Origin of the sequence: Marinomonas atlantica (assembly GCF_001639725.1) — a bacterium.
GTDB lineage: Bacteria > Pseudomonadota > Gammaproteobacteria > Pseudomonadales > Marinomonadaceae > Marinomonas > Marinomonas atlantica.
Window position 1 is genome coordinate 1 of record NZ_LTAW01000017.1, and the last position, 25,315, is coordinate 25,315.

19 protein-coding genes, 4 tRNA genes and 1 pseudogene are annotated in these 25,315 nt (G+C 45.6%); 7 read left to right on the plus strand and 17 right to left on the minus strand.

Annotation, left to right across the window (positions count from 1 at the left end):
• The 5 genes from AYW75_RS18095 to AYW75_RS18115 form a co-directional block, all read right to left on the minus strand.
• Window positions 1-77: transfer RNA gene (locus tag AYW75_RS18095), tRNA-Asp, on the minus strand.
• Between the two features lie 263 nt (window positions 78-340).
• A complete protein-coding gene (locus tag AYW75_RS18100; RefSeq protein WP_067102591.1) occupies window positions 341-1,720 on the minus strand; it encodes a short-chain fatty acid transporter in 1,380 nt (459 codons plus the stop codon).
• Between the two features lie 70 nt (window positions 1,721-1,790).
• Window positions 1,791-2,972: an acetyl-CoA C-acetyltransferase gene (locus AYW75_RS18105; protein WP_067102594.1), complete on the minus strand. Its 1,182-nt coding sequence runs from the start codon at window positions 2,970-2,972 to the stop codon at window positions 1,791-1,793.
• 45 nt (window positions 2,973-3,017) lie between these two features.
• On the minus strand, window positions 3,018-3,677 hold the full coding sequence (locus AYW75_RS18110) for a CoA transferase subunit B (protein ID WP_067102598.1): 660 nt from the start codon (window positions 3,675-3,677) through the stop codon (window positions 3,018-3,020).
• Between the two features lie 38 nt (window positions 3,678-3,715).
• Window positions 3,716-4,414: a CoA transferase subunit A gene (locus AYW75_RS18115; RefSeq protein ID WP_067102600.1), complete on the minus strand. Its 699-nt coding sequence runs from the start codon at window positions 4,412-4,414 to the stop codon at window positions 3,716-3,718.
• A gap of 120 nt (window positions 4,415-4,534) precedes the next feature.
• Between AYW75_RS18115 and AYW75_RS18120 the strand changes: the two genes are divergently transcribed.
• The 6 genes from AYW75_RS18120 (at window position 4,535) to AYW75_RS18145 (ending at window position 11,034) form a co-directional block, all read left to right on the plus strand.
• A complete protein-coding gene (locus tag AYW75_RS18120; protein ID WP_067102603.1) occupies window positions 4,535-5,452 on the plus strand; it encodes a LysR family transcriptional regulator in 918 nt (305 codons plus the stop codon).
• Entirely contained in the window at window positions 5,452-6,870 is a 1,419-nt protein-coding gene (locus AYW75_RS18125; RefSeq protein WP_082856590.1) for a sigma-54 interaction domain-containing protein, read from the plus strand. The genes AYW75_RS18120 and AYW75_RS18125 overlap by 1 nt, the downstream gene beginning before the upstream one ends.
• 275 nt (window positions 6,871-7,145) lie before the next feature.
• Window positions 7,146-8,204: a TRAP transporter substrate-binding protein gene (locus AYW75_RS18130; protein ID WP_067102604.1), complete on the plus strand. Its 1,059-nt coding sequence runs from the start codon at window positions 7,146-7,148 to the stop codon at window positions 8,202-8,204.
• A 74-nt stretch (window positions 8,205-8,278) separates the two neighbouring features.
• Window positions 8,279-8,872 carry a TRAP transporter small permease subunit gene (locus AYW75_RS18135; RefSeq protein WP_067102607.1) on the plus strand — a complete coding sequence of 198 codons (594 nt, stop codon included), beginning with the start codon at window positions 8,279-8,281 and terminating at the stop codon, window positions 8,870-8,872.
• Window positions 8,873-8,880: 8 nt separating this feature from the next.
• Complete coding sequence (locus tag AYW75_RS18140) at window positions 8,881-10,245, plus strand: TRAP transporter large permease (protein ID WP_067102610.1); 1,365 nt, start codon at window positions 8,881-8,883, stop codon at window positions 10,243-10,245.
• Window positions 10,246-10,260: 15 nt separating this feature from the next.
• Complete coding sequence (locus AYW75_RS18145) at window positions 10,261-11,034, plus strand: 3-hydroxybutyrate dehydrogenase (RefSeq protein WP_067102614.1); 774 nt, start codon at window positions 10,261-10,263, stop codon at window positions 11,032-11,034.
• Between the two features lie 247 nt (window positions 11,035-11,281).
• Here AYW75_RS18145 and AYW75_RS18150 read toward each other — a convergent pair.
• Together AYW75_RS18150 and AYW75_RS18155 are read right to left on the minus strand one after the other, a co-directional pair.
• Window positions 11,282-11,357 (minus strand) — tRNA-Val (locus AYW75_RS18150).
• Window positions 11,358-11,402: 45 nt separating this feature from the next.
• Window positions 11,403-11,479: transfer RNA gene (locus tag AYW75_RS18155), tRNA-Asp, on the minus strand.
• A gap of 586 nt (window positions 11,480-12,065) precedes the next feature.
• Between AYW75_RS18155 and AYW75_RS18165 the strand changes: the two are divergent.
• A pseudogene (locus AYW75_RS18165) lies at window positions 12,066-12,539 on the plus strand (type II toxin-antitoxin system HipA family toxin); the annotation flags it as partial.
• 387 nt (window positions 12,540-12,926) lie between these two features.
• Here AYW75_RS18165 and AYW75_RS18170 read toward each other — a convergent pair.
• From AYW75_RS18170 to AYW75_RS18215, 10 genes are all read right to left on the minus strand, one after another.
• The gene (locus AYW75_RS18170; protein WP_067102616.1) at window positions 12,927-13,370 is read right to left on the minus strand and encodes a DUF411 domain-containing protein; all 444 of its coding nucleotides are present in this window, start codon (window positions 13,368-13,370) and stop codon (window positions 12,927-12,929) included.
• 23 nt (window positions 13,371-13,393) lie between these two features.
• Window positions 13,394-15,742: a heavy metal translocating P-type ATPase gene (locus AYW75_RS18175; protein ID WP_067102619.1), complete on the minus strand. Its 2,349-nt coding sequence runs from the start codon at window positions 15,740-15,742 to the stop codon at window positions 13,394-13,396.
• Window positions 15,735-15,962 carry a hypothetical protein gene (locus AYW75_RS18180; RefSeq protein ID WP_067102622.1) on the minus strand — a complete coding sequence of 76 codons (228 nt, stop codon included), beginning with the start codon at window positions 15,960-15,962 and terminating at the stop codon, window positions 15,735-15,737. The genes AYW75_RS18175 and AYW75_RS18180 overlap by 8 nt, the downstream gene beginning before the upstream one ends.
• A gap of 238 nt (window positions 15,963-16,200) precedes the next feature.
• Window positions 16,201-17,094: a copper resistance D family protein gene (locus tag AYW75_RS18185; protein ID WP_067102625.1), complete on the minus strand. Its 894-nt coding sequence runs from the start codon at window positions 17,092-17,094 to the stop codon at window positions 16,201-16,203.
• Between the two features lie 52 nt (window positions 17,095-17,146).
• Complete coding sequence (locus tag AYW75_RS18190) at window positions 17,147-17,494, minus strand: copper resistance CopC family protein (protein ID WP_067102628.1); 348 nt, start codon at window positions 17,492-17,494, stop codon at window positions 17,147-17,149.
• 130 nt (window positions 17,495-17,624) lie between these two features.
• The gene (locus AYW75_RS18195) at window positions 17,625-20,744 is read right to left on the minus strand and encodes an efflux RND transporter permease subunit (RefSeq protein WP_067102630.1); all 3,120 of its coding nucleotides are present in this window, start codon (window positions 20,742-20,744) and stop codon (window positions 17,625-17,627) included.
• 9 nt (window positions 20,745-20,753) lie between these two features.
• Window positions 20,754-22,307 (minus strand): efflux RND transporter periplasmic adaptor subunit, encoded by a 1,554-nt coding sequence (locus AYW75_RS18200; protein ID WP_067102633.1) that lies wholly within the window; start codon window positions 22,305-22,307, stop codon window positions 20,754-20,756.
• The gene (locus tag AYW75_RS18205) at window positions 22,304-23,683 is read right to left on the minus strand and encodes a TolC family protein (protein WP_082856592.1); all 1,380 of its coding nucleotides are present in this window, start codon (window positions 23,681-23,683) and stop codon (window positions 22,304-22,306) included. The genes AYW75_RS18200 and AYW75_RS18205 overlap by 4 nt, the downstream gene beginning before the upstream one ends.
• A 71-nt stretch (window positions 23,684-23,754) precedes the next feature.
• Entirely contained in the window at window positions 23,755-24,174 is a 420-nt protein-coding gene (locus AYW75_RS18835; RefSeq protein WP_156490887.1) for a hypothetical protein, read from the minus strand.
• Window positions 24,175-25,113: 939 nt separating this feature from the next.
• Window positions 25,114-25,189, minus strand: a tRNA-Val gene (locus AYW75_RS18215).
• Window positions 25,190-25,315: the final 126 nt, after the last annotated feature.

A 25,315-nucleotide genomic window follows, 5' to 3' on the forward strand; every position in this document is an offset into this window, starting at 1 on the left:
TGGCGGAATGGACGGGACTCGAACCCGCGACCCCCTGCGTGACAGGCAGGTATTCTAACCAACTGAACTACCACTCCTAACTAAGACACAGCACTTTGGCTCCGTCATAATATGGGGCGTATTATAGGCATTGTGACTCTGAAAGCAACCCTTAATTTTAAAAATAATGCGTTAATATACAGTAGGTTAAAAAGCAAACAGCGCTTAATACCTAACACAAAAAAAATAATACCTAGGCTGCGACTTTCAGACTACTTAGTGGACAAGCACTTTCTTTTAGTCAAAAGAAACGCCCGATCACTCGGGCGTTTGGTTAGCTCAGTAAGGTGGAATTACTTTGTTAGAAAATCATCAACCCAGCTCCGATGATCACACCAGACCCGAGCAGTGCGAGGATACAATACCCCATCACATCTTTTGCTCCTAAGCCGGCAATCGCGAGCGCTGGCAACGCCCAAAAAGGTTGAATCATATTAGTCCAAGCATCGCCCCAGGCAATAGCCATGGCTGTTTTCGCTGCGTCAACGCCTAGCACAGCCCCAGCAGGCATCATGACAGGTGCCTGAACCGCCCACTGACCACCCCCCGAAGGCACAAAGAAATTCACAATACCCGCACTTAAGAAAGTAAACAAAGGGAACGTCGTCTCATTGGAAATGGCAACAAAACCTTGTGAAATCAAGCTTGCAAGACTGTCGCCAGAGCTACCCGCCGCGGTCATCATCCCCATGATGCCCGCATAAAATGGGAATTGAAGCAAAATGCCTGAACAATTCTTAGCGCCATCAGTAACCGCATTCAACAGACTCTTTGGCGTTCCATGCAATAACACCGCGGTAAATAAGAAAGTAAAGTTGACGATGTTTAGGTTCAGTGCGAAGCCATTGTTGGCAAAGTAATAAACCACATACACAAAGCCCATCAAACCAATCAGCAACGATAATAAACGGCTGCTTTCCAAGCGCTCTGCAGGTGTCATCTCTGATTTGTCTGGGGCTGGTTTGTCCATTTCCTCGCCAACCAAATTACTGGTATCAAACTCAATCGTATCTTGCGGTGCTGGATGCATTAATCGGTTTAATAACGGAATAGCGACCAACATGACGGCAAGGATGGTTAAGTTCATCGGTGAGAAAATAGTCTCAGACGTTGCAATCGGTGCCGTAACCGCACCATTTGTAACAGAGCTGATGTTGTTGCCACCCGCAATGGCCAACGGAATGGAGCCCGATAGCCCGGCATGCCAAAACAAGAAGCCACTGTAGGCCGAAGCAATCAGCAAACGATAATCGACGCCTCGCACTCGCGCAGCCAACTCACGTGCAAAAATAGCCCCGACTACTAAACCAAACCCCCAGTTTACCCAACAAGCTACAGCGCTGATAAAGGTAACGAGTAAGATCGCTTGTCCTGGCGTCGAGGCAACACCTGCAATTAAGGCCAGATTTCGCTTAAACGCTGGGGCACTTGCCATTGCATGACCGGTGACCACCACCATCGCCATCTGCATAGAGAAACTCAGCAATTTCCAGAAACCGCCCGCCCACGCTTCAACAACCTGTATTGGCCCCTGCCCTGTACTGGGCATAGCGATCACAAAGACCACCAACGTCAGCACAATTGCAAAGATAAAAGGATCCGGAAGATAGCGTTGTAGTAACGTTACAAAGAACTGACTCGCGCGTTGCAGCGCGGTTTTTTGCGTCATTGAATTAGACATAGTGTTTACCATTTTATAGTTATTTTAGGCGGGACTTGTGGCCCCTTGTTTGCTTTTATGTAAGGCAATATTAATGCGATTGACTGAGCAACATAGCTACACCCATGCCACCACCAATGCATAAAGTGGCCAGTCCTTTTTCAACTTTTTGCTTCTGCATTTCATGCAGCAAAGACACTAATACACGACAACCGGAGGCACCAATAGGATGGCCTAAGGCAATGGCGCCGCCATTCACATTCACACGCTCAGGCACTAAGCCAAGCTCTTGCCCAACACACAGCGCCTGCACGGCAAACGCCTCGTTTGCTTCGACCAACCCCAAGTCTTGTACAGACCAATCCACTTTATCTAACGCTTTTTGACTGGCCGTTATAGGGCCTGTTCCCATGATTTGTGGATCCACACCCGACGTTGCACTGGCCTCAATGGTTGCCAACACCGTCAACCCTAACCGCTTTGCCTCGTCATCTGTGGTGACAACTACCATCGCTGCACCATCGTTTAACGTGGACGCATTACCTGCGGTCACCGAGCCGTCTTGGGTAAAAGCCGGTCTTAGCGCAGCCAAAGAACTGGCATTTGTCTGTGGGCGTATCTGTTCATCTTGGTCAACAATAATGGCGGAGCTCTTGCGCTGTGGAATCGCAATAGGAACAATCTCGTCTTGGAACCGACCTGATGCTTGCGCGTTCGCCGCTTTCAGTTGTGACTGCTCTGCAAAAGTGTCTTGCTGCTCTCGGCTGATATGCCATTGGTTGGCGATGTTTTCAGCCGTTTGGCCCATATGGTAATTGTGAAAAGCATCCCATAAACCATCGACAATCATGGTATCTAGCATGCTCCAGTGACCCATTTTTTTTCCAGAGCGACTGTTCGGCAACACATGCGCCGCTTGGCTCATGCTTTCTTGTCCACCTGCCACAACCATCTTGGCATCACCATTCAACACGGCTTGCGCCGCGAGTTGAACGGCTTTCAACCCAGAGCCGCACACCATATTAACTGTCAAAGCAGAAACATGATTCGACAGGCCAGCATTTAACGCCGTTTGTCTGGCTGGGTTCTGGCCGCACCCCGCAGTCAGCACTTGCCCTAAAATCACATCATCAATATGGTTTGTCAGCTCAGGTTGCTTGGCTAGCATTCCTTGTAAGACTTGTGTCCCAATTTGCACAGCACTTAACGAGGAAAGTGCGCCATTAAAAGAACCAATTGCACTTCGCCCAGCGGCGACGATCACAGCCTTCATTATGTCTCTCCATTTATTGTTGTTTTGACACTTATATTAAGTGGTTTAAGCAAACGTCATTTCAGGTACGTGTTCAGGCACCACTAATTTTCCGGCCGTTTTCTCGACAATCTCTTCCACAGAAACACCTGGTGCGCGTTCCACCAACGTAAACTGGCCTTCATCGATCTCAATCCACGCCAAGTCAGTTAGAACTTTCTTAATGCAACCTTTGCCAGTCAGCGGAAGGCTGCAATCTGCCAACAGCTTCGACTCGCCATTTTTAGAAGCATGCGTCATGGTCACGATGATGTTGTCTGCACCGGCAACTAAATCCATGGCGCCCCCCATCCCTTTGACCAATTTATTGGGAATCATCCACGATGCGATGTTGCCATGAACATCTACTTCAAATGCCCCCAAAACCGTCAAATCTACGTGTCCCCCACGTATCATGGCAAAAGACTCTGCCGACGAGAAGATAGACGCCCCCTTCACTGCCGTCACAGTTTGCTTACCAGCGTTAATCATGTCAGCGTCCAACGTTTCTTGTGTAGGGAACGCTCCCATGCCTAATAAACCATTTTCAGATTGCAGCATTACTTCCATACCTTGCGGTACAAAGTTGGCCACCAGTGTAGGAATGCCAATACCTAAATTAACGTAATAGCCATCACGCAATTCTTGCGCGACGCGCTGTGCCATTTGTTCTCGTGTAAGAGCCATAGCAACCTCTTTTTATTGTATTAATGAATGGGTAGGTGTTACGAACGAACCGTGACTTTTTCAATGCGTTTTTCAAATGAACCCTGAATAACACGATCTACATAGATACCGGGGGTGTGAATTTGCGATGGCTCCAACTCACCCACGTCTACAATTTCTTCCACTTCAACCACGGTAACCTTGCCTGCTGTCGCCGCAAGAGGATTAAAATTTTGCGCAGTATGGCGGTACATTACATTGCCATAGCGGTCAGCTTTCCAACCTTTAACAATGGCAAAATCGCCCGTGATAGACTCTTCCAACAAAAATTCTTTTTCGTGAAAAGTACGTGTTTCTTTGCCTTCAGCAACAGGCGTACCCACTCCGGTTGCGGTGTAAAAAGCGGGAATACCTGCGCCACCAGCACGCATTTTCTCTGCCAAGGTGCCTTGTGGCGTCAAGTCCACTTCAAGTTCGCCATTAAGAAGTTGCTGTTCAAACAGAGCGTTTTCACCCACATAGGAAGCCACCATTTTACGAATTTGCTTATCTTCAAGCAGAATGCCTAAACCAAATCCATCCACACCACAGTTGTTGGACACTACGGTTAAGCCTTTCGTTTGACGACGCTTAATTTCGGCAATGAGGTTTTCGGGAATACCGCACAGCCCAAATCCTCCTGCTATAACGGTCATGCCGTCGTCTAACCCTGCCATTGCTTCGTCGTATGACAACACAACTTTGTCAAAACCCGCCATTGCTCCACTCCTAATTATTATTTTGAGATTCATGCCATATGGGATGTCTGATTCCAGAGTTTGACTTATCACCAGAGATTAATTAATTTTATTTTTCATATTTATTAATAAGAAAATTAAATGAATATAAAACAGGTTAAAGCCTTTTTATCCGTAGCGGAGTCAATGAGCTTTGCGCAAGCCGCGCATCAGCTGCATTTGTCACAGCCAGCTCTGAGCTTAGCCATCAAAAGTTTAGAGGAATCGTTAGGGGGAAAACTCCTGACACGCACTACCCGCACCATAGCTTTGACCCCTGAGGGGGAAGCCTTGATGCCCATCGCACGTCAGTTATTAGCTCAATGGCAAGACGCGGAAGATGAAATGAAACAGCGCTTTGCCTTACAAATGGGCAAGATATCCATTGCCGCCATGCCATCCTTTGCGGGCTCTCTGCTGCCTAAGGCCATACATGATTACCATCAGAACTTCCCTAACATTCAGATTTCGATCGACGACGTACTGTCTGATATAGTCGTTGAGCGAGTCAGCAATAACAGTGTTGAATTAGGGGTAACATTCGAACCCAATACGTTGGAAGGACTCACTTTTCACCCTTTATACAACGATAAATTTATAGCCATACTGTCTGCTAACCACCCCTTAACGGTCTTACCAAACTTGACTTGGAAGGCGCTATTGAAACAGGATTTTATTACTCTACAACGCCCTTCTAGCGTTCGCAGCATGATTGAAAAAAGTTTAATCGATGCCAACATTGACCTCCCTGTTGCCTTTGATGCACACCAACTGACGACGGTCATTAGAATGGTGAGTGAAGGCATGGGGGTGGCGGTTGTGCCAGCCACCTGTCGACAGCAGATTCGCGAACAAAATGTCGTTGAGCGGGCAATTGACCAACCAACTATCGAACGCCGAGTGGGTGTCATATGCAAGCCACGCTCAATGCTGTCCATCGCCGCCGCTGCCATGCTGGACACATTGATTAACACTTATGCAACTGCACCCGATAACCTTCAACAAGGTGACACACTTTAATGACACATATGCCGACACAAAAACTGCGACAAGCTGCACACACCTATCGCACGATTTTAGATGCCCTAGAAGAGTGGGTGGTGGTCGTGGATCATAATGCGAGAATTTTTTACCTCAATCGTCCCTATGCGCGCTTTCTCGGGGTCAACGCCGAAGAAGTAAAAGGTAAAAAAGTCACCGAGGTCATAGAGAATACGCGCATGCACCTTACGATTAAAAATGGTGTGACGGAACGCTTGTCGATGCAACGTATTCGAGGCAGCAATATGATTGCAAACCGCTTCCCCATCACCGATCAAGGAAAGGTAATCGGCGCAGTCGGCACCGTTATTTTTCACGACACTTACGAATGGAAACGTATCAACAGTCATATTAAAGCGCTGTTAGCAGAGCATGAGTTCGCAAACCAAACTGCGCCAGTCGACACCCAGCAACCCTCTGCTCAGTATCGCTTGGCCGACATTGTTGGCGACAGCAAAGCCATTAAAACCTTGAATCAAACCATTACCCAAGTTGCATCGGGTGATGTCACCGTGCTATTACGCGGAGAATCTGGTACCGGCAAAGAGCTTTACGCTCACGCTATCCATCAACTTTCGGACAGAGGCGATGGACCTTTTATCAAAGTAAACTGTGCGGCCATTCCTGAAAATTTACTTGAAAGCGAGCTGTTTGGATATGAAGAAGGAGCCTTCACCGGCGCAAAAAAAGGCGGCAAAGCCGGCAAGTTTCAACTGGCAAATGGTGGCACCCTATTTTTAGATGAAATCGGCGATCTCCCCCTGTCAATGCAAGCTAAATTGCTACGTGTTTTGCAGGATCGAGAAGTAGAAGCCGTAGGTAGTACCTCGTCCACCCCCTTAGACATACGCTTAATCACTGCAACACATCGCCCCCTAGAGTCTTTAATAAAAAGCGGGGATTTTCGTGAAGACTTGTACTATCGCATCAATGTAGTCAATGTTTCCTTACCGCCCTTGAGGAAGCGACCTGAAGACATCTCTAAATTGGCGGAGCATTTTCTGCAAACGTTATCGCGCCGCACTGGCCGCCGAGCGCCTAAGTTAACCGCCCAAGCAATGACCGCACTGTTGGATTACGATTGGCCGGGCAATATCCGTGAGCTAGAGAACGTCATGGAGGCCGCCTTTTTTACCGCAACAGACCGGAAGATTCCATTATCGCTACTGCCTACCGCCCTGTCCCGGAAAACTGAAAACGACGTAAACAGCGCTTTTACAAATCCGCCTCACATCAGTAACACCGGCACGCTCAAGGAGCAACTTGATTTGGCGGAAAAAGCTGCATTAAAACAATCGCTTACTGAATACTACGGTAATAAAACCCAAGCTGCGAAAAGCCTAGGCGTGAGCAAATCTACCTTCTATGAGAAGCTAAACAAGCACGGATTAATATAATTCGTGCATTTTAGTCCGAAAAACCGAACTACGTCCGTATATTCGGACATATTATCAAGGTTTTAATGAGTAAGTCATCGTAAAACCGTTCGATTATCTGGAAAATAAAACATTATTCGCTTATAAAATAACAATAAATACCAATAGGCCATTGTTTTATATGAATATTATTTTTTTGGCATTTATCTTGTAACACATTCCTCTGCAACATGATTGCGACCCCAGTCACACCCAGTGACTGGCGTGTCTAAAACAACAATAAATAGGATCACATCATGAAGAATGCTGTTATTGCACTATCCTGCGCGACTGCTCTGTGTACATCGGCCCCCACCTTTGCCGATTTCGACAAAATTCGCTGGCAGGTCCCGATGGCGTTTTCGTCTACGCTAACGGCGTTAGGCGATACCATGCCAGAAGTGTCTAAAATGCTGAGCGATGTCAGTGGTGGCCGCGTCAAACTGCAGGTTTTTGAGCCAAACACCGTTATTCCAGCATTGGGCGTTTTCGAGAATGTCAGTACAGGCAACATTGATGCGGGTTACTCTTGGATGGGCTATGAGTGGGGGCAAGTCCCTGCGGCGGCACTGTTCGGAGCCACACCTTTCGGTTTAGAGTCGAGTGAATTCACCGCTTGGATGTATTTCCATGGGGGCGATGAAATGCTTAAAGCCTTGTTCAAACCGCACAATGTATACCCCATTTTATGTGGCACCATCAGCCCTGAAGCTGCGGGTTGGTACCGTAAAGAAGTCAACACACCAGAAGACATGAAAGGCCTGAAATTCCGCGCAGCAGGCGTAGGTGGAGAGATCATGTCTGAACTAGGCATGTCAGTCACCGTGTTACCTGGCGGCGAACTATACCAAGCACTGGAAACTGGCGTATTAGACGGCACTGAATTCTCTATTCCGACTGTAGATCAGCAACTTGGGTTCTTTCAAGTCGCGAAGCACTACTACCTTCCAGGTTGGCATCAACCGAGTACCAACCAGTTCCTCTACATCAATCTTGACAGTTGGAATGACTTAAACCAACAAACACAAGCTTTGATTGAGAACAGCTGTGTAGCGGCAAACACCTTGTCTATTGCCAAAGCCGAAGCGTTGCAAGGCGCAGTACTGTCTGACTTTGAAGACAAAGGTGTTGAACTGCACCAATATTCGCCAGAGATATTGATGGCATTTGAAGAAGCAACACAAAAAGTCATGGCACGCCGTTCTGCTGAGGATAAGTCTTTCGGCGACATTTACGCATCTATGAAAGCCTTCCAAAAAGAGCACGGCTCTTGGAAGAAATTTGGCTACCTACCACGTGACTGGGGTCATAACTAAGCCTCACAGCTTGCGTTTTCACAGGCCGACGCTCAGTCGGCCTTGTTTGCCAATTTCTGATTTGGAATGCTTGTATGTCAGATCGCGACAACTCACTTGATCTTGCTGAGATCGAAGCAAAATTATCGGACACGACATGGTCAGCGCTGCCTCAGACGACCCTGTCGAAACGAATCGAAACCCTTATTGAAGTCATTGGGCGCAACATTTCCTTTGTTTGGATTGTGTTGATGGTGCTTATCGTTGCCAACGCTTTAATGCGCTATTTCTTTAGCATCAATTTTATCGCATTAGAAGAACTTCAATGGCACCTCTACGCAGTGGGGTTCATGATTGGGCTGTCTTATTGTTTGATCCACGATGGCCATGTACGTGTGGATGCCGTGGTTGAGCATCGCTCCTTACGCACCCGAGCTTGGATAGAGCTGATTGGCTTGTCGGTACTATTACTGCCATTTTGCGTGATTGTTCTTGAGTATGCCCTGCCCTTTGTGACCCGCGCATATCAACTCAATGAAGTCTCTGCCTCCCCTGGTGGCTTACCTATGCGCTGGATGATTAAGTCCACTATTATCGTGGCGTTTGTCTTACTAAGCTTAGCCGCCTTTTCTCGATGGTTGCGTTGCCTAGCACTTGTGCGCCAGCCCTCCGCTAACAATGTTGTTTAGGAATTAGTATGTTTGAGACGTATGAGTTTTTAGTCATTGCCATGCTTGGCAGCTTCATTGCTCTAATTTTTACGGGATTCCCAGTTGCCTGGATACTGGCCGGTCTTGCTGTGATCTTTAGCTGTGTGGGGATTTTAGGGTACGAATACTTAGATTGGGACACATACTATATGACCAACTGGCGTATATACGGCACCTTTGTACAACGTATCTACGCACAAATGAGTAATTGGGTTCTGGTTGCCCTGCCCATGTTTATCTTTATGGGGCTGATGCTTGAGCGATCTGGCGTTGCCGAACGTCTGATGTTGAACTTTGTACGCCTATTTGGCCGTTTTCGCGGTGGCTTGGGCGTCTCGGTGATCTTAATCGGGATTCTTTTTGCAGCGTCCACGGGTATTGTCGGGGCGTCCGTTGTGTTGCTTGCCATGCTGTCCATGCCTGTCATGTTGCAGCAGAATTATTCAAAATCGTTTGCAAGCGGTATCGTCGCGTCATCCGGCACACTGGGTATTTTAATCCCGCCCAGCATTATGCTTATCATCATGGCAGATCAGTTATCTCTGTCAGTAGGCAACCTGTTTATGGGGGCACTAATGCCCGGATTACTGCTTGGCATTCTTTACATCGTGTATGTGATTGCAAGCGCTTTTCTCAACCCTAAATCCTGTGAACTGCCGACAGATTTACCCCCTGTGACGTTAGCCTTAATCAAAGAGACCTTATTTGCCGTCATTCCGCCATTGGGCTTAATTTTAGCGGTTTTAGGCTCAATTTTTATGGGCATCGTGTCGCCAACCGAGGCGGCTGGGGTGGGCGCATTAGGGGCCACATTATTGGCCATTATGAATAAGCGCTTTAGCTTCGCTATGCTAGCCGATGTATGTCGTCGCACCACCATTACCACGGCATTTGTGTTCGGTATCTTCTTAGGTGCTACAGCTTTTGCAGTTGTCTTACGCACATTAGGAGGTGATGAGTTCATCAGCGAAATGCTACAAAGCATTCCTTTATCGCCAGCTGGGATCGTAGTGGTTATTTTATTAATCACATTTGTCGCGGGCTTCTTCCTCGATTGGCTGGAAATTAGCCTTATCCTATTGCCGCTTGTTGGGCCTGTTGTTGTCGAGCTTGGCTTTAGTTTGGTGTGGTTTGTGGTGCTGTTTGCTTTGGCCTTACAAACCTCCTTCTTGACCCCTCCGGTTGGATTTTCACTGTTTTATTTGAAAGGTGTTGCGCCCCCGAATGTCACCACATTGGACATCTATAAAGGTGTAATTCCCTTTATCTTAATTCAATTATTTGCCGTGAGTCTGGTGTTTTATTTCCCTGACATCGTACTTTGGCTCCCAGATACCCTATATGGCAATTAGATAACGAGTAACCACATGAAACATACAACAGTATTAATTACCGGTGCCGCCAGTGGCATTGGTCTTGAGATTGGCATGGCTTTTTTGAAACAAGGGATGAATGTTGCCATCATCGACTTTAACGAAACGTCTCTCAAGGACGCAGAGCACCAGTTATTGCCGTATTCAGCACAATGCCAATTGCTCCAATGTGACGTCACCCATGAAACCAACCTTCTGGCGGCCATAGATCAAGTGATTGAGCACTTTGGTAAAGTCGATATTTTAATTAACAACGCAGGCTTGCAGCATGTTGCTCCCATTGAAGACTTTTCAACCGAACGATATCGTCAATTAATCGACATCATGCTGGTAGCTCCGTTTGTGGCGATTAAGAAAGTACTGCCAAGCATGAAAGAACAGGGTTTTGGGCGCATTATTAACATGGCCTCTATTAACGGGCTGGTAGGGTTTTCGGGTAAAGCCGGCTATAACTCCGCCAAACACGGCGTCATTGGCCTAACCAAAGTGGCGGCGTTAGAGGCCGCCCCATTTGGGGTCACGGTTAACGCTTTATGTCCAGGCTATGTCGACACGCCGCTGGTTCGCAATCAATTAAAGGATCTGGCTGAGACTCGAGGCGTCGCCCTAGACGATGTGTTAGAGCAAGTCATCTGGCCGCTCGTGCCACAAAAACGCTTGCTTGAGGTTGAAGAAATATCTGACTACTGCTTGTATCTTACCAGCCCATCAGCCAAAGGCATTACAGGGCAAGCCGTTGTCATAGACGGCGGTTATACCGCTCAATAGAATCGCTGCGCTGATAACAGCCCCTTTGCTATATGATCGTCCAATATAACAAACAGGGGCTGTGATTTTTAAGTCGCTTACAGCCTTCCTAATGCTCGATGCTCTAAGGTGACCGCCCACTGCGGGCCATGCATAAACTTACAAGAATGGACTTAATGCGTTGAGCTGAGCTTAGGCGTTCAAATGTGGATGCTAAAAATGCTTACAGAAAGAAACAGGGAATCTAAAATACAAAGAGGACTTATCATGGTGGGTGTGGAGAGGTTCGAACTCCCGACATTCGCCTTGTAAGGGCGACGCTCTCCCAACTGAGCTACACACCCATCGCAATGATGGTAACGCTCGCATTTACTTTGGGGAAAAGTAAATGGCGGAATGGACGGGACTCGAACCCGCGACCCCCTGCGTGACAGGCAGGTATTCTAACCAACTGAACTACCACTCCGTTGTCATAGGTTGTTTAGCCACTGTTCTATAAGTGGTGGGTGTGGAGAGGTTCGAACTCCCGACATTCGCCTTGTAAGGGCGAAAAACTAAATTCATTTCATCCAACCCAAAGTGACGTTAAATGCTAATATAAAAGAAAAACCTTATAAATCAACAAAATATTTTTTATTTTTTTTTCATAGAAAGAAAATCAAAGTTTATTTCTAATTTAGAAGAAAATAAATAATTTTTTATGGCCACATATCTAAGCAATAGAGCATAGTCACACATTTGGTAAAAATGACCTTCGCTTGAAGACGGGGCGTATAATACACTAACAAAATGTATTGTCTAATGTTTTTTCTTAAAAATAGCTCGCTTTATTCATAGTAGCCTCCCCCTTATGATCTTGGTAGACACCTACTAACTTTTTAGATCCCATTTCTAAGAGAGTGCTATGCACTTCGACAGCCAACCACTCGCCTACAAATAACCTTTTATTTAATCCTGAATCAATCACGATATACGGTTTAACTCTCACCGATCGCTCTAACACAGCGTTAATTCACAACGAATCACTTTATTAAGCACAGCACTTCCCAGACTTTACTCAAGTGCTAGTGAAGTACCCACGTGAAAAATACTTTTCTGGCAACTACGAGCAAATAGTAAAAAACCTATATCAATTTTCTGGTGATGGTCTAAACGATGTCCAGCAACTCGCCCGTCGTTTAATCGTCAACATCCTATTAGCAAACGGCGACGCCCACTTAAAAAACTGGAGTTTACTGTATTCAGGTCAAGTCACTCCCAAACTCTCACCTGCATACGGCATAGTCACCACCAGTGTTTATATTGAAAACGAACAGCACTTTGCCCTTAATCTCGCAAAGACGAAGGCTTGGTATGATGTCTCATATAAACACTTTGAACATTGGGCGACAAAATCAGATATCCCATGGCGAGCGATCAAGCCGCATTTGGACGATGCTATGGAAAAAACCAGAAGCCTTTGGCCAAACGCATTGAATGACCTACCAATGAATGAAGAGCATAAACAACACCTAAGAGAACATTAGCAAAGGCTCCATGAGGGCTTTCGAATTTAATATTCGTCTAGCAAACTATGGGAAGCCCAAAACATCACAGCATGGTTAGCGTGGTTCCTTAGCACACAACAGGTCAAAGTCTTAAGTCATGCTCGATGGAAACTTTGAACAAGGTATTAACACAACTCAGTACTATAGAGTTGCCAAAGGTAGTAAGCCAACAGCAACTCGCCACTTGGCGACCTTAGTTGAGCAAGGTTGCTTGGTCAGATCTGAATTTGGTGGATGTAGTACGCGGCATTTTCTCGGCCAATAGAAACTGAATAGTCTTGTGTGCTCGTTTACAAAACAGGTCAGTTAACTCCTATTAAGTTAGTTAGTTAACTGACCTGTTGGATTTAGTGAATTAATCCTTTATCAATACTGTTGATAGACAGTCATCGTTCCTTGTTGGCTAAACTGAACCACATTAAAACCTTTGTATCGCTGACCTTTTGCAGCCATGCCAGGAGAATACCTTGGCATTCCAGGCACAGCCAACCCTGATACATTTTCAGGTTTCTCAAGTATTAAACGTGCCACATCTTGTTCTGGCACATGCCCTTCAATTAAGTAACCGTCGATTACAGCGGTGTGACACGATTGTAGTTGCATGGGCATACCCGCATCTTTCTTTAAAGAGGACCAGTCTTCTGTGTGATGATAATTAACGGTATATCCCTCTGCCTTCATTAGCTCACCCCATTTAACACAACAACCACATGTCGGAGACTTGTAGAGATCTATTATAGGTTGTGCAAACACGCTTGCACTGACTAACGTTAAGATTGAAGCTGCAATGCTTTTATTTATTACCTTCATATATTCACCTCTTTCAAAATTAGCTATTTACTATTAATTTGGATATCTGATAATTTTACCGCCCGCAGCCTTAAAGCATTTAATATGACACTCACCGAGGACAACGACATAGCTGCAGCGGCAAAAATAGGCGATAAGAGAATACCTGTAAACGGATAAAGTACTCCTGCAGCAATCGGTACTCCTGCCATGTTATAAATGAATGCAAAGAACAGGTTCTGCCGAATATTATGCATGGTTGCTCGGGATAATCGTCGCGCTTCCACTATGCCCATCAGATCGCCACGCAACAAAGTAATGCCCGCACTTTCTATGGCCACGTCGGTTCCTGTGCCCATCGCAATACCTACATCAGCAGTTGCCAAGGCTAACGCATCATTTACACCATCTCCAGCCATAACAACAACACGCCCCTCATTCTTAAGTTGTTGAATAACCTTGCCTTTATCTTCCGGCAACACTTCTGCTTTCACTTCATCAATGTGGAGCTTGCGGGCTACGGCTTCAGCGGAAGTAAGGTTATCTCCAGTCAGCATCACCACCCGAATTCCTTCCTTCTGCAGAGCGATTATTGCCGCTTTGGAGGTATCCTTGACAGGGTCTGCAATTGCCAGCAAACCACAAACCTTCCCGTCAACCGCGGCAAAGATTACTGTGGCACCGTCTTCTCGAAGTTGGTTAGCTTCTTCCTCAAAAGTTGAAGTATTAACATTTTCTGACTGCATTAACAGTCGATTACCAAGCAGAACCCTTTTTCCATCGACTTCACCGGTAACGCCTTTGCCGTTCGGTGAGTCGAAATCTATGGCGTCTGGCAGAGTTAGATTCATGGTCTTAGCTTTATCTAAAATGGCATGAGCTAACGGATGCTCGCTGCCTTTTTCAAGACTACCGGAATAACGCATCAAATCCTCATCGCTGAAACCGTTTGCCAAGACCAGTTTTGTCACCTGAGGCTTACCTTCGGTCAAGGTCCCGGTTTTATCCACTACCACTGTGTCTACTTTTTCCATCCACTCCAATGCTTCAGCATCTCGGATCAAGACACCGATCTGAGCCCCACGACCAACACCGACCATGATCGACATAGGAGTCGCCAGACCCAAGGCACAGGGACAAGCAATAATCAGCACACTCACAGCTGCGATCAGACCAAAGGCCATGGGCGGCGTTGGACCGACGATAGACCAGACCCCGAACGCAATGATAGAGACCAGCAGAACAACTGGGACGAACCAACCAGCCATTTTGTCAGCCATTCCCTGAATAGGCGCACGACTTCGCTGTGCACTGGCAACCATCTGGACGATCTGGGACAACATTGTGTCACGACCTACTTTGTCAGCCCGTAAAATAAAACTGCCTTGCTGATTAATGCTACCACCAACTACTTGATCTCCAGTCTTTTTACTAACTGCCAGGGGTTCACCAGTGACCATGGATTCATCAACATTGGAACGGCCTTCAAGCACTTCGCCATCTAGAGGCACCTTATCGCCAGGTCTAACTCGCAATCGATCGCCAACCTTAACTTGATCGAGCGCCACATCAGACTCACTGCCGTCATCGTCCAGTTTTCTTGCCGTAGCCGGAGCTAGATCCAATAGAGCTTTGATAGCGCCAGAGGTTTTTTCTCGAGCTCGAAGTTCAAGTACCTGACCCAACAATACCAGCACAACAATGACAGCGGCCGCTTCGAAATACACTGCGACTGAGCCATCGTCAGCGTGAAAAGCGTCAGGAAATATCTGCGGAGTCAAGGTTGCGACAAAACTGTACAACAGAGAAACACCCGTACCGATGGCAATAAGTGTGAACATATTAAGATTACTATTAAGTACAGATTTCCAACCGCGTACAAAGAATGGTCCACCACACCAAACGACCACTGGAGTAGCTAAAGCCAACTGAATCCAATTGGATATTTGTGGCGACACAATATGGTCAACCTTAAAGAGATGGCCTCCCATTTCGATCAAAAAAACCGGAAGTGCCAGAGCCAGACCAATCCAGAATCGACGAGTCATGTCGGCGAGCTCTACTGAAGGGCCGTCGTCGAGGCTTACTTCCTCAGGTTCCAGCGACATGCCACAAATTGGGCATTCACCCGGGCCTTGTTGACGAATTTCTGGATGCATAGGACAGGTAAACATGGTTCCGGATGCAACCGACTCTGTCTGCTCATTTTCTTCACTGAGATACTTTTCTGGATTATTATCGAACTTCGACTGACAACCGGAAGAACAGAAATACCAAGTTTTTCCGGCATGCTGACTGCTATAATCTGCAGTTTGGGGATCCACTGACATTTTGCACACAGGGTCATGTACACCGTGGCTTTTATGTTCATGATGATTCGAATGCTCACTCATCCTGTGCTCCTTTTTTACTCGCAGGCCAGTCAGAAAAAGCAATAAAATACAACAAAACCAGATTGACCATTGGAACCAGTATCAGCAACCCCAGCCAACCAGAATATCCAGCTCGCTTGCATATTCTATAGACAGGTACAACAACTAAGGTCGCAATCACTAACATCCATAACCAGTGTCCTGCCCACATTGTGCTACCAAACATACTTTCGTTCATCATGGTATTGCCCTTTCTTTTATATTGTTGAAATTAATGGTGATGCGAGTGAAGCTTTTATTTTTCGCCTCACCGCTCATCCTTTATTTCTTGTAAAAAAGCTTAAATCCAAGCTGTCACGCCATTAGACTGCCTAATGAAATAAATGTCTTATCAATAAAAAGGCGTTAATATCGGCTCTTGTCTGACTCTTCCTCTACCATTTCACCAACTAAAACAACGAAAATTAATAGAACTCCAATCAATGCATTGGAAGCCCAACAAAGGTGGTAAACATGGCAGTGACCGCCAAGATCGCAGCCGCGACAATTTTTTCGGTTAAAATGGATTCTTGAATAACATTCGCATTGCCACGCTCTAAAATGAGCGGCACAAGATACAATTTATGATACGCTGCCATCGCAAGAATAACGGCAACCAGAGCAAGCTTGACCATCAACCAAAAGCCATAGTCTGATGACAGTAAACCTTGCCATCCTGTCAATTCATAGCTCATCCAGACGCCACAAAGTAATAAAATCGACACGGTAATAACCGCCAGCTTACCAAAGTTCTCTAATACTATATTGGACTCTTCAACTGTTGCGTGGCGCACCGCTAGCCACAATGGAAACAACAATCCCAACCACCAAGCCGCGATTAAGATGTGAATGAAAAATATCACTTGATAATACCAAGCTTGGCTCATCGAGTGCCCAGAAAGAGAAAACGAATACACTAAGCTAGCAATACCAAAAGAAGCGACCAGCAATGATAAAGACGAATAAGGCCAAGCATTCTCGCTACGTGCCTGCCCTAATAAAATTAGAGCCAGCGCCACAATAACGTAGCCGGACAAATTAACCATCACAATGCTGCCAGCAGCGGAATCCCAATAGATAGAAACCATCTCTGGATCAAACATAGACCAAAGACCTTCCTCCATCGCAGCGCCAACCAGAATAAAGAAATACGCCACCGTAGCCGCACTTCCCACCAGCACGCCGACTTTTATATACCCTTTTATACAGAGCAATAAAACAGGCTGATGGCGCAGCAAATTGAACGCAAACAAACCACCAACAACACTGGATACACCAAAGTACAACATCCAACGTGTCAATAATTGCGCGACCTCCCAATTCGTTAACGCCATACAGCCTCCCGTTATTTTTTGCTCTATTACTCAAATCAACTGCCGCGAACAATTAATGCTGCATGAAATTATACGCCCCTTTCATCATGTGCCCATCTTCCCCCATGGCTTTCCATTGAACAGAGTAAGTATCTGGCGTCAACATAGGCAGCATTACTTTAAAATGCTCCGTTGCAGCACCTTTACGATCATATTTAATCGCCACTGGTTTATTATCCGATCCAACAACTTTCAAACTCACCACGCGCATCGGCTGTTGAAAATGCATTTCTACGCGCTCAGCTTGTGCCATTAGCATGGAACCATCTTCTGGGTATGTCATTTTCATCATGCCGTGTGCATATACGTTTACAGCAGCTGTCATTGCGAATACAGAAAGCGCTAATTTGATTTTGTTCATACTATGATCCTTTAAAGTTTAATTGCTTTGAGCTTAATATTTGTTTGCACTGGCACAAAGAGGAGCCCACCTGTACCAGCATTTTGTGCGGCTCTGAAAAACCGCGTTTTACATCGATTGAAACAAACACTCATTTCAATGAAGATTTTTTCCATATAAAGTACACCGCAGGCAAAACTAATAACGTCAGTACGACCGCGCTCACCATACCGCCAACCATAGGTGCAGCGATTCGACTCATCACCTCCGATCCCGTTCCAGTACCATATAAAATTGGCAGCAAGCCGATAATGATGGATACCGCTGTCATCATCACCGGACGAACTCGCATGCCAGCGCCGTGAAGCACCGCATGGTAAAGCGTGTCCGCGCGAGGTAAGACGCCTTTTTCAGCACATTTACTTTGTGTCTCAGTCCAAGCTTGATTCAAATACATCAACATAATGACGCCGATTTCCACGGCCACGCCAGCCAATGCAATGAAGCCAACCCCCACTGCAACCGAGAAATTGAAGCCAGACAAATACATCAGCCAGATACTACCCACCATAGCAAATGGCAAAGTGCCCATAATGATCGCCACCTCGTAGAAATTACGGAAGTTGATATACAAGAGGACAATAATGATGGCCAATGTAAGCGGCACTACATAGGTCAGCTTTTCTTTTGCCCGTTGCATATACTCATATTGACCAGACCAATTTAACGAATAACCTGCTGGTAATTGCACTTGGTCTGCTACGATTTTTTGTGCGTTTTCGACATAACGGCCAATATCTACACCTTCAATGTCCACAAAGGTCCAACCGTTTAAACGCGCGTTTTCACTTTTTAATCCTGGCGGACCTTCTTCCACATACACATCAGCAATATCCCCCAAAGCAATTCGTAAACCATTCGGAGTCACGATTGGCAAAAGGGCTAATTGCTCTGGTGAATCACGATATTCTTGTGGATAGCGAACATTAATGGGATAGCGCTCAAGCCCCTCAATAGTATTCGTGACATTCATGCCACCCACCGCCGAAGAGATAAGCTCTTGAACATCTTGAATGTTCAGCCCATAACGCGATGCCTTCGCGCGATTAATGTCTATATTGACGTAACGACCACCGGCCACACGCTCAGAATAAACCGATGCCGTGCCTTCAACTGGTTTCAAGATTTTCTCTAGCTGCAAACCAATATCTTGAATCACTTTTAGATCAGGACCTGCAACCTTTATACCCACAGGGGTTTTGATGCCCGTTGCCAGCATATCGATTCGTGTTTTGATCGGCATTACCCAAGCGTTAGTAATGCCAGGGATCTTGACCAGCTGATCCAGCTCTTGCTTGATCTTGTCGCTGGTCATACCGTCTCGCCATTCAGAATGAGGCTTGAGTTGAATAAAGGTTTCGATCATCGTCAAAGGTGCTGGGTCTGTCGCGGTTTCCGCGCGGCCAACCTTCCCAAAGACAGTTTTCACTTCTGGCAAGGTCGCAATTAATTTATTCGTTTGCTGCAATACCTGACGTGCTTGTCCGATGGAGATCCCCGGATAGGCAGTTGGCATGTACATCAAATCACCTTCGTCTAGGTTAGGAATAAACTCACTGCCCAACTTATTTAACGGCCACATACCAATGGCAAATATAGCAATTGCCACCAAAATGGTGGTTTTCGGAAAACTCAACACGGCTTTCAGCGCTGGCATATACACCGCGATCAAAGCCCGATTAACGGGGTTTTTATGCTCAGGCAAGACCTTACCTCTCACAAAGTACCCCATCAAAACAGGTACGAGAGTGATTGCTAATGCCGCCGATGCGGCCATGGCATAGGTTTTGGTATAGGCCAACGGGCCAAACATCCGTCCTTCTTGGGATTCCAAGGTAAACACAGGCACAAAACTGACGGTGATAATCAGCAGACTAAAGAATAACGCGGGGCCGACTTCGGTAGCCGCGGCGGTCACAACCTGCCAACGGTTTTCCTTGGTCATTTCGACTTTTTCCATATGCTTATGGAGATTTTCTATCATCACGATTGCGCCATCAATCATGGCGCCGATGGCAATCGCAATACCGCCAAGCGACATGATATTGGCATTAATACCCTGCAAATGCATGACGATGAAGGCAGTCAAAATACCGACAGGCAGACTGATGATGGCCACTAAAGAGGAACGCACATGAAAAAGAAACACCATACAAACCAACGCAACCACAAGGAACTCTTCCAGCAGTTTGGTCCATAAATTCTCCACAGCACGATCAATCAAACCAGAACGATCATAAACAGTCACCACCTCAACGCCTTTTGGCAAGCTGGATTTCAAGGTTTCCAATTTCGCTTTTACGCCTTCGATGGTTTTCTGTGCGTTTTCACCAAAACGCATCACCACCACGCCGCCGACGGTTTCGCCTTCGCCATTTAGATCCGCTAACCCTCGACGCATTTGTGGGCCAATACCAACGTCTGCCACATCTTTGATCGTCAGCGGTGTGCCACTTTCACTGACGCCAAGCGGAATCATTTCAATATCTTCGACGCTCTGTATATAACCAGAAGCTCGAACCATGTATTCAGCTTCAGCCATTTCAATGACCGACGCGCCGACTTCTTGATTGCCGCGTTTAATGGCATTTTGAATGTGGCTCAATGGCATGTTTAACGCACGCAATTTATCTGGATTCACACTTACCTGATATTGCTTCACCATGCCGCCAATGGGCGCCACTTCAGATACACCAGGCACGGTTTGTAATTCATACTTCAAGAACCAGTCTTGCAATGAACGCAATTGACTCAAGTCGTTTTGACCGGTTTTATCGACCAAGGCGTACAAATATACCCAGCCGACACCCGTTGCGTCTGGCCCCAATTGTGCCCTTGCGTTACTGGGCAAGGATGGCGCAACCTGACTTAAATACTCCAGCACTCGGCTTCGCGCCCAGTACATATCGGTATCTTCATCAAAAATCACGTAGACATACGAATCCCCAAAGAACGAATAACCGCGCACTGTTTGAGCACCCGGCACAGACAACATCGCCGTGGTCAACGGGTACGTAACTTGATCTTCCACAACTTGTGGCGCTTGTCCTGGATAGCTGGTTTTAATGATAACTTGCACATCAGACAAGTCAGGAATGGCATCAACAGGAGTATTCTTTAACGAATACAAACCAGCGCCCACTAAAATAAAAGTAGCCAACAACACCATGAATCGGTTGTTTATGGACCAACGGATGATCGCTTCAATCATGATATTCCCCTACTCCGTCTCAGCGTCAAAATAGTCAGTGACCATGAACTTCACGCTGCTTTCACGTGTAATCTCAAGCTGAATATTTTTGCCAATCGGTAATTCTTCAACTTCCAGCCAATCGGCTAGCGTAAAGTCCATCGTCATTTTTGGCCAATTCCAATCTGCAATAGGGTCGTGGTCTACATTCACCTTGCGTGTTGTTGCATCAATACGATTAATGCGTGCGGCTACCCAAACATTGTTAGCAGGTTCTGCTACTGACATTTCATTGCCAGACATTGACGTGTTAGTCATTTCAGTGCCACTGGCAGGCATTGACGTCTGCTCACTGTCTATATTCATGCGTTTGAAATCCGAGCTTTTGCTGGATTCAGAGTCCAACAAAAACTGCGCCGATGTCACGACCTCATCACCCAACACCAAGCCATCTAAAATTTCCACGTAGTCATCGCCGAACGCGCCGGTTTCAACTGCAATCGATTTATAACGCCCTTCACCCAATGCCAGTACCACGCGATTTTGCTTGCCGCCGCGAATTAGAGCTTCTTTTGCAATCAATCGTTTTTTACCTGGGTCCGTGGTTTCAATACGAACATGGGCAAACATATCTGGCTTCAGGAGTTGCTCAGGGTTGTCTAAACGAATGCGAACACGCAAAGTGCGGTTTTTGGCATTTAGAGTCGGATAAATAAAATCCACGTTACTGGCAAAGGTTTTCCCCGGTAGGAAATCCATAACAGCCTCAACCGGTTGACCCACCGCGACAAGATGCGCTTGGCGTTCAAACACTTCGGCATCCAACCACACCTCACTCAGATCCGCGATCGACATCAAGGTTGTGCCTGGCTTAATGTAGAAACCATCTTGAATTCCAAGGTTGTCAATCACACCGCTTTGTGGCGCAAAAAATCGCACTGTTTGAGACACTTTGCGCTTTGTCTTTAACGATTGGATAAAACTGCTCGACACTTGCAGAGCTTTTAGTCTTTCTTCACCCGCGTTGATCATGCGCTGGTCTTTGCGCGCTAACGCAAAGACAAATTCTTCCTGCGCATTCACCAAGGTTGGTGAATACAGATCGAACAAAGGCTGACCTTTTTCAACTGAATCACCATTGAATTTAATAAAGCTCTTTTCAATCCAACCTTCGACACGAGGGTGAATATGAACAATCTTGTCTTCGTTGTAGGCCAAATAGCCCACTGTACGAATGTCTGGTTTCAGTACGCCTTCAAACACTTTTCCGGTTCGCACGCCAAGGTTATTAACGACTTCAGGCGAGATACTCACAGTACCAGCACCCTGATTATTGGAACCTTGATCATCACCATAAAAAGGAATCAAATCCATTCCCATAGGAGATTGACCCGGCTTGTCACGACGGTAATTTGGGTCCATTGGCGCCACCCAATATAAAGGCGCTTTTTCATCTTTCGTGACTGATGCACCAGCATTCATTTCCCCGTTCATAACATTAAATGCTTGAAGACCAAAGTGATAACCCGTAGCCGAAAGAACGCCACCTAGTACAAATACGCCGATATACCCGATTACTTTCATTTGAGTTTCACCTCTTCACCTTGTGCCATCACATAATTCAATTCTGCCAAGCGCTTGAAACGCTCAATGCGAATATTCAACAATTCAATATGCGCATTCAATGTCGCGATACGCGCCTGAACCACATCCGAAAAAACACCATCATTGCTGGTATAAGCATTCAACATGGCTTGTGCGCTTTCTCTGTAACTAGGAAGTAACTTTGTTTGATAAAGACGGATTCGTTGATCTAGCAGAGTAATATCAGATGTCAGAACACGGTATTTCGCCATGAATTCATTCAGCACCAGCTGCTTTTCAGAAAGAAAAGACTCAACTTGTAAGGACGCGGCTTTCACCTGAGCATCCTGTCGACTAGACGAAAAGATTGGTACGCTGACACTCACCGCAATAGACGCCAGATCGGCTCGATCTTTGCCGCTTAGATCATCGCCGCGATAACCGTAACCCAACGTAACGCCCCATTCTGGTTTGTACTTTTGCTCAGCAATCGATTTATCTATCTGCGCGGTATTGGATTGAACATCGACAATGCGAACCAACGGATGCAGGCTCAGGCGAGCCGCCAATGCCAATGAATTCGATGAAAGGATATTAGACGGGGTTACCATAATGGGTTCACCCGTTGTTTTCAGGGTGATATCTTGATCAGCTGTGTTCTGATCAGCCATTGTCGGAAGAATATATTGGGATAATTTTTTCAGTGCATTTTCTTTCGCTTGGCTAAGCTGCGTAAGGCGATGATCTAACTTAATCAACTCCAGTTCAGAGCGCACTAAATCTTGCTGTTTGGCTCGCCCGTACGCCGAGCTATAACTACTTTCCACTACCTCATGAAGTTGTTCGAACAAGGTTCTATTTTGCTTAACGAGTTTGATACTTTCTTCGTAGCTGTAGGCCGTTAGCCAAAGATTTGACACTTCCATTGCCAGCATTGCACGACGATCATCTCGCATCAAGGGCATTTGATCGCCTTGAACGGCGTACTTTTCCCCTGTTAAACGTAAGGTATCGCCCGCCGGAAACATCTGAGATACCGACACGCTAAATTGCGTCATCGCTTCTTGGTTAAAATCAAAGCTGTCAGTTGGCATATTCAATAAACCAACATTGATTTTTGGATCAGGCAATGCCGTCACGCCTTGGCTTAAGGCACGAATGGCATTCTCTTTTTGTTGATTGGAAGTCAACCAATCATCTTGATTGATGGCTTTTTCCACCGCTTGTTGCAGGCTTAACACTTCTGCGCTCGCAACAAAGGGCAGTAACGACAATAGGAAAACGGAGGCAATACGATTCGTTTTACCGATTAAAAATTGACGGCAATAGACACTCTGTAATACATAACAGAATGCCAAAAAGTTGTTTTTGGCCATTGGCTAAGGTACTCATTTTTTAAATTCATAAAATCTCAACGCAAATGAAAGCGATGAGTGAAACTGCGAATTTAAGAAATGACTATAGGAGGGAAATAAGGTGTATTTGGGTGGGTAGAAACGTAGAATTCAGACAACAGAGTCGTGTGAACAGAAGAAATATTGTCGGAATCAGAATGATAGCTGACCAGTAAGCCTGAAAAGCTACTGCAATGATTGTCCATACAATTTTGGTGATTGTGCTCTGATGTCAGACTAGAACATTCGTCCATCGAAGCGGACATACAAGAGACCCCCTTATCAGGAGACATATCATGATCCGATAATTCTGACGTGTCATGCATTTCCATAGACATCATATTCGAGGAAGGTGACATCATACTGTTCGTTGCCATTGCCATCGAAAATAACGATAGCAAAAACAGCAACAAACACACGAAACCGTGTTTTCTCGCTGAAATACTAACTTTATTTAAAAATAATGCAGGCATGTACAATGTACTCAACTTTGAATACACCAGACTATATGCAAGTAAATAGCGCAATGCAACTTGAAATAATTAATTTAAGCTAGAAAAAATTATAATCCTAGTTAATTTTTTTGATACAGATCTGCTTTAACTATTCAAGTTTTGTATACCCAGCCAGCCTACTTCGCCTTCATTTGACTATTTCTGTTGTGAAGTACCCAAGAAGTCAGAAACTATAGATATAACATTCTGGACTTCCCAGATGTTACTAGACCTATTAACGTTAGAACCTAGGAAGAGTACGAGTTTTAACATTGAAACCTTTCCCCTGTAACACCGTTTGTATTGTTCCTGTCGCTATATAACAACCTGGTTTATCTGGAATGGCCCTTAGAATCTCTATTTGACGAAATAACGCAGTGTAACTAGTACCCATTTTTCGACTCCCTGAGTAAATATAAAATCCCACACTACTAAGGTTTAACGCAAAAACTCGTACGATAAAAAGAAAATACTGTTTTATGTGCTTTGGTCACATTGTTTTTTCAGCTTCGTTATAAAATACCAATCAACCCTAACAATTAATTCCTTTGTTAGTCAGTGAGTTATGAGAATGTAGAAAAATACACTTTAGGTGCATTTAAGTCACTTGGCAACAAATTTGGTCACAGAAATCTTGTGACCAAAAACATCATGTTTACCATATGAACCAAAACGAGCGAAGGTCAAAAAAGAGGCTAAAATAGGTATCTGGGTGTATTTTAAAGGATGGATTCAAAATCGGAATATTCAAGATGGTCACCATATGGTCACATATTCGCCACATGATAAATTAAGAGGCTGAGAACAACTCAACATTAACAATGCTAGAAAAAGAAATAAATAATGACTAGAACAGTCATACACATATATATCAAGGATTACTAGAGGGATCTCATATGACAAAAACAATCATAAGAGTGGTGGGTGTGGAGAGGTTCGAACTCCCGACATTCGCCTTGTAAGGGCGACGCTCTCCCAACTGAGCTACACACCCATCGCAATGATGGTAACGCTTGGCAACTTACTACTCTTTAGAACTAAAGAAAGTAAATGGCGGAATGGACGGGACTCGAACCCGCGACCCCCTGCGTGACAGGCAGGTATTCTAACCAACTGAACT

What these genes read in the sequence shown, in the direction of transcription:
- AYW75_RS18100 (WP_067102591.1), bottom strand. Translation starts at nt 1,720, where the DNA reads ATGTCTAATTCAATGACGCAAAAAACCGCGCTGCAACGCGCGAGTCAG.
- AYW75_RS18105 (WP_067102594.1), bottom strand. Translation starts at nt 2,972, where the DNA reads ATGAAGGCTGTGATCGTCGCCGCTGGGCGAAGTGCAATTGGTTCTTTT.
- AYW75_RS18110 (WP_067102598.1), bottom strand. Translation starts at nt 3,677, where the DNA reads ATGGCTCTTACACGAGAACAAATGGCACAGCGCGTCGCGCAAGAATTG.
- AYW75_RS18115 (WP_067102600.1), bottom strand. Translation starts at nt 4,414, where the DNA reads ATGGCGGGTTTTGACAAAGTTGTGTTGTCATACGACGAAGCAATGGCA.
- AYW75_RS18120 (WP_067102603.1), top strand. Translation starts at nt 4,535, where the DNA reads ATGAATATAAAACAGGTTAAAGCCTTTTTATCCGTAGCGGAGTCAATG.
- AYW75_RS18125 (WP_082856590.1), top strand. Translation starts at nt 5,452, where the DNA reads ATGACACATATGCCGACACAAAAACTGCGACAAGCTGCACACACCTAT.
- AYW75_RS18130 (WP_067102604.1), top strand. Translation starts at nt 7,146, where the DNA reads ATGAAGAATGCTGTTATTGCACTATCCTGCGCGACTGCTCTGTGTACA.
- AYW75_RS18135 (WP_067102607.1), top strand. Translation starts at nt 8,279, where the DNA reads ATGTCAGATCGCGACAACTCACTTGATCTTGCTGAGATCGAAGCAAAA.
- AYW75_RS18140 (WP_067102610.1), top strand. Translation starts at nt 8,881, where the DNA reads ATGTTTGAGACGTATGAGTTTTTAGTCATTGCCATGCTTGGCAGCTTC.
- AYW75_RS18145 (WP_067102614.1), top strand. Translation starts at nt 10,261, where the DNA reads ATGAAACATACAACAGTATTAATTACCGGTGCCGCCAGTGGCATTGGT.
- AYW75_RS18170 (WP_067102616.1), bottom strand. Translation starts at nt 13,370, where the DNA reads ATGAAGGTAATAAATAAAAGCATTGCAGCTTCAATCTTAACGTTAGTC.
- AYW75_RS18175 (WP_067102619.1), bottom strand. Translation starts at nt 15,742, where the DNA reads ATGAGTGAGCATTCGAATCATCATGAACATAAAAGCCACGGTGTACAT.
- AYW75_RS18180 (WP_067102622.1), bottom strand. Translation starts at nt 15,962, where the DNA reads ATGATGAACGAAAGTATGTTTGGTAGCACAATGTGGGCAGGACACTGG.
- AYW75_RS18185 (WP_067102625.1), bottom strand. Translation starts at nt 17,094, where the DNA reads ATGGCGTTAACGAATTGGGAGGTCGCGCAATTATTGACACGTTGGATG.
- AYW75_RS18190 (WP_067102628.1), bottom strand. Translation starts at nt 17,494, where the DNA reads ATGAACAAAATCAAATTAGCGCTTTCTGTATTCGCAATGACAGCTGCT.
- AYW75_RS18195 (WP_067102630.1), bottom strand. Translation starts at nt 20,744, where the DNA reads ATGATTGAAGCGATCATCCGTTGGTCCATAAACAACCGATTCATGGTG.
- AYW75_RS18200 (WP_067102633.1), bottom strand. Translation starts at nt 22,307, where the DNA reads ATGAAAGTAATCGGGTATATCGGCGTATTTGTACTAGGTGGCGTTCTT.
- AYW75_RS18205 (WP_082856592.1), bottom strand. Translation starts at nt 23,683, where the DNA reads ATGGCCAAAAACAACTTTTTGGCATTCTGTTATGTATTACAGAGTGTC.
- AYW75_RS18835 (WP_156490887.1), bottom strand. Translation starts at nt 24,174, where the DNA reads ATGCCTGCATTATTTTTAAATAAAGTTAGTATTTCAGCGAGAAAACAC.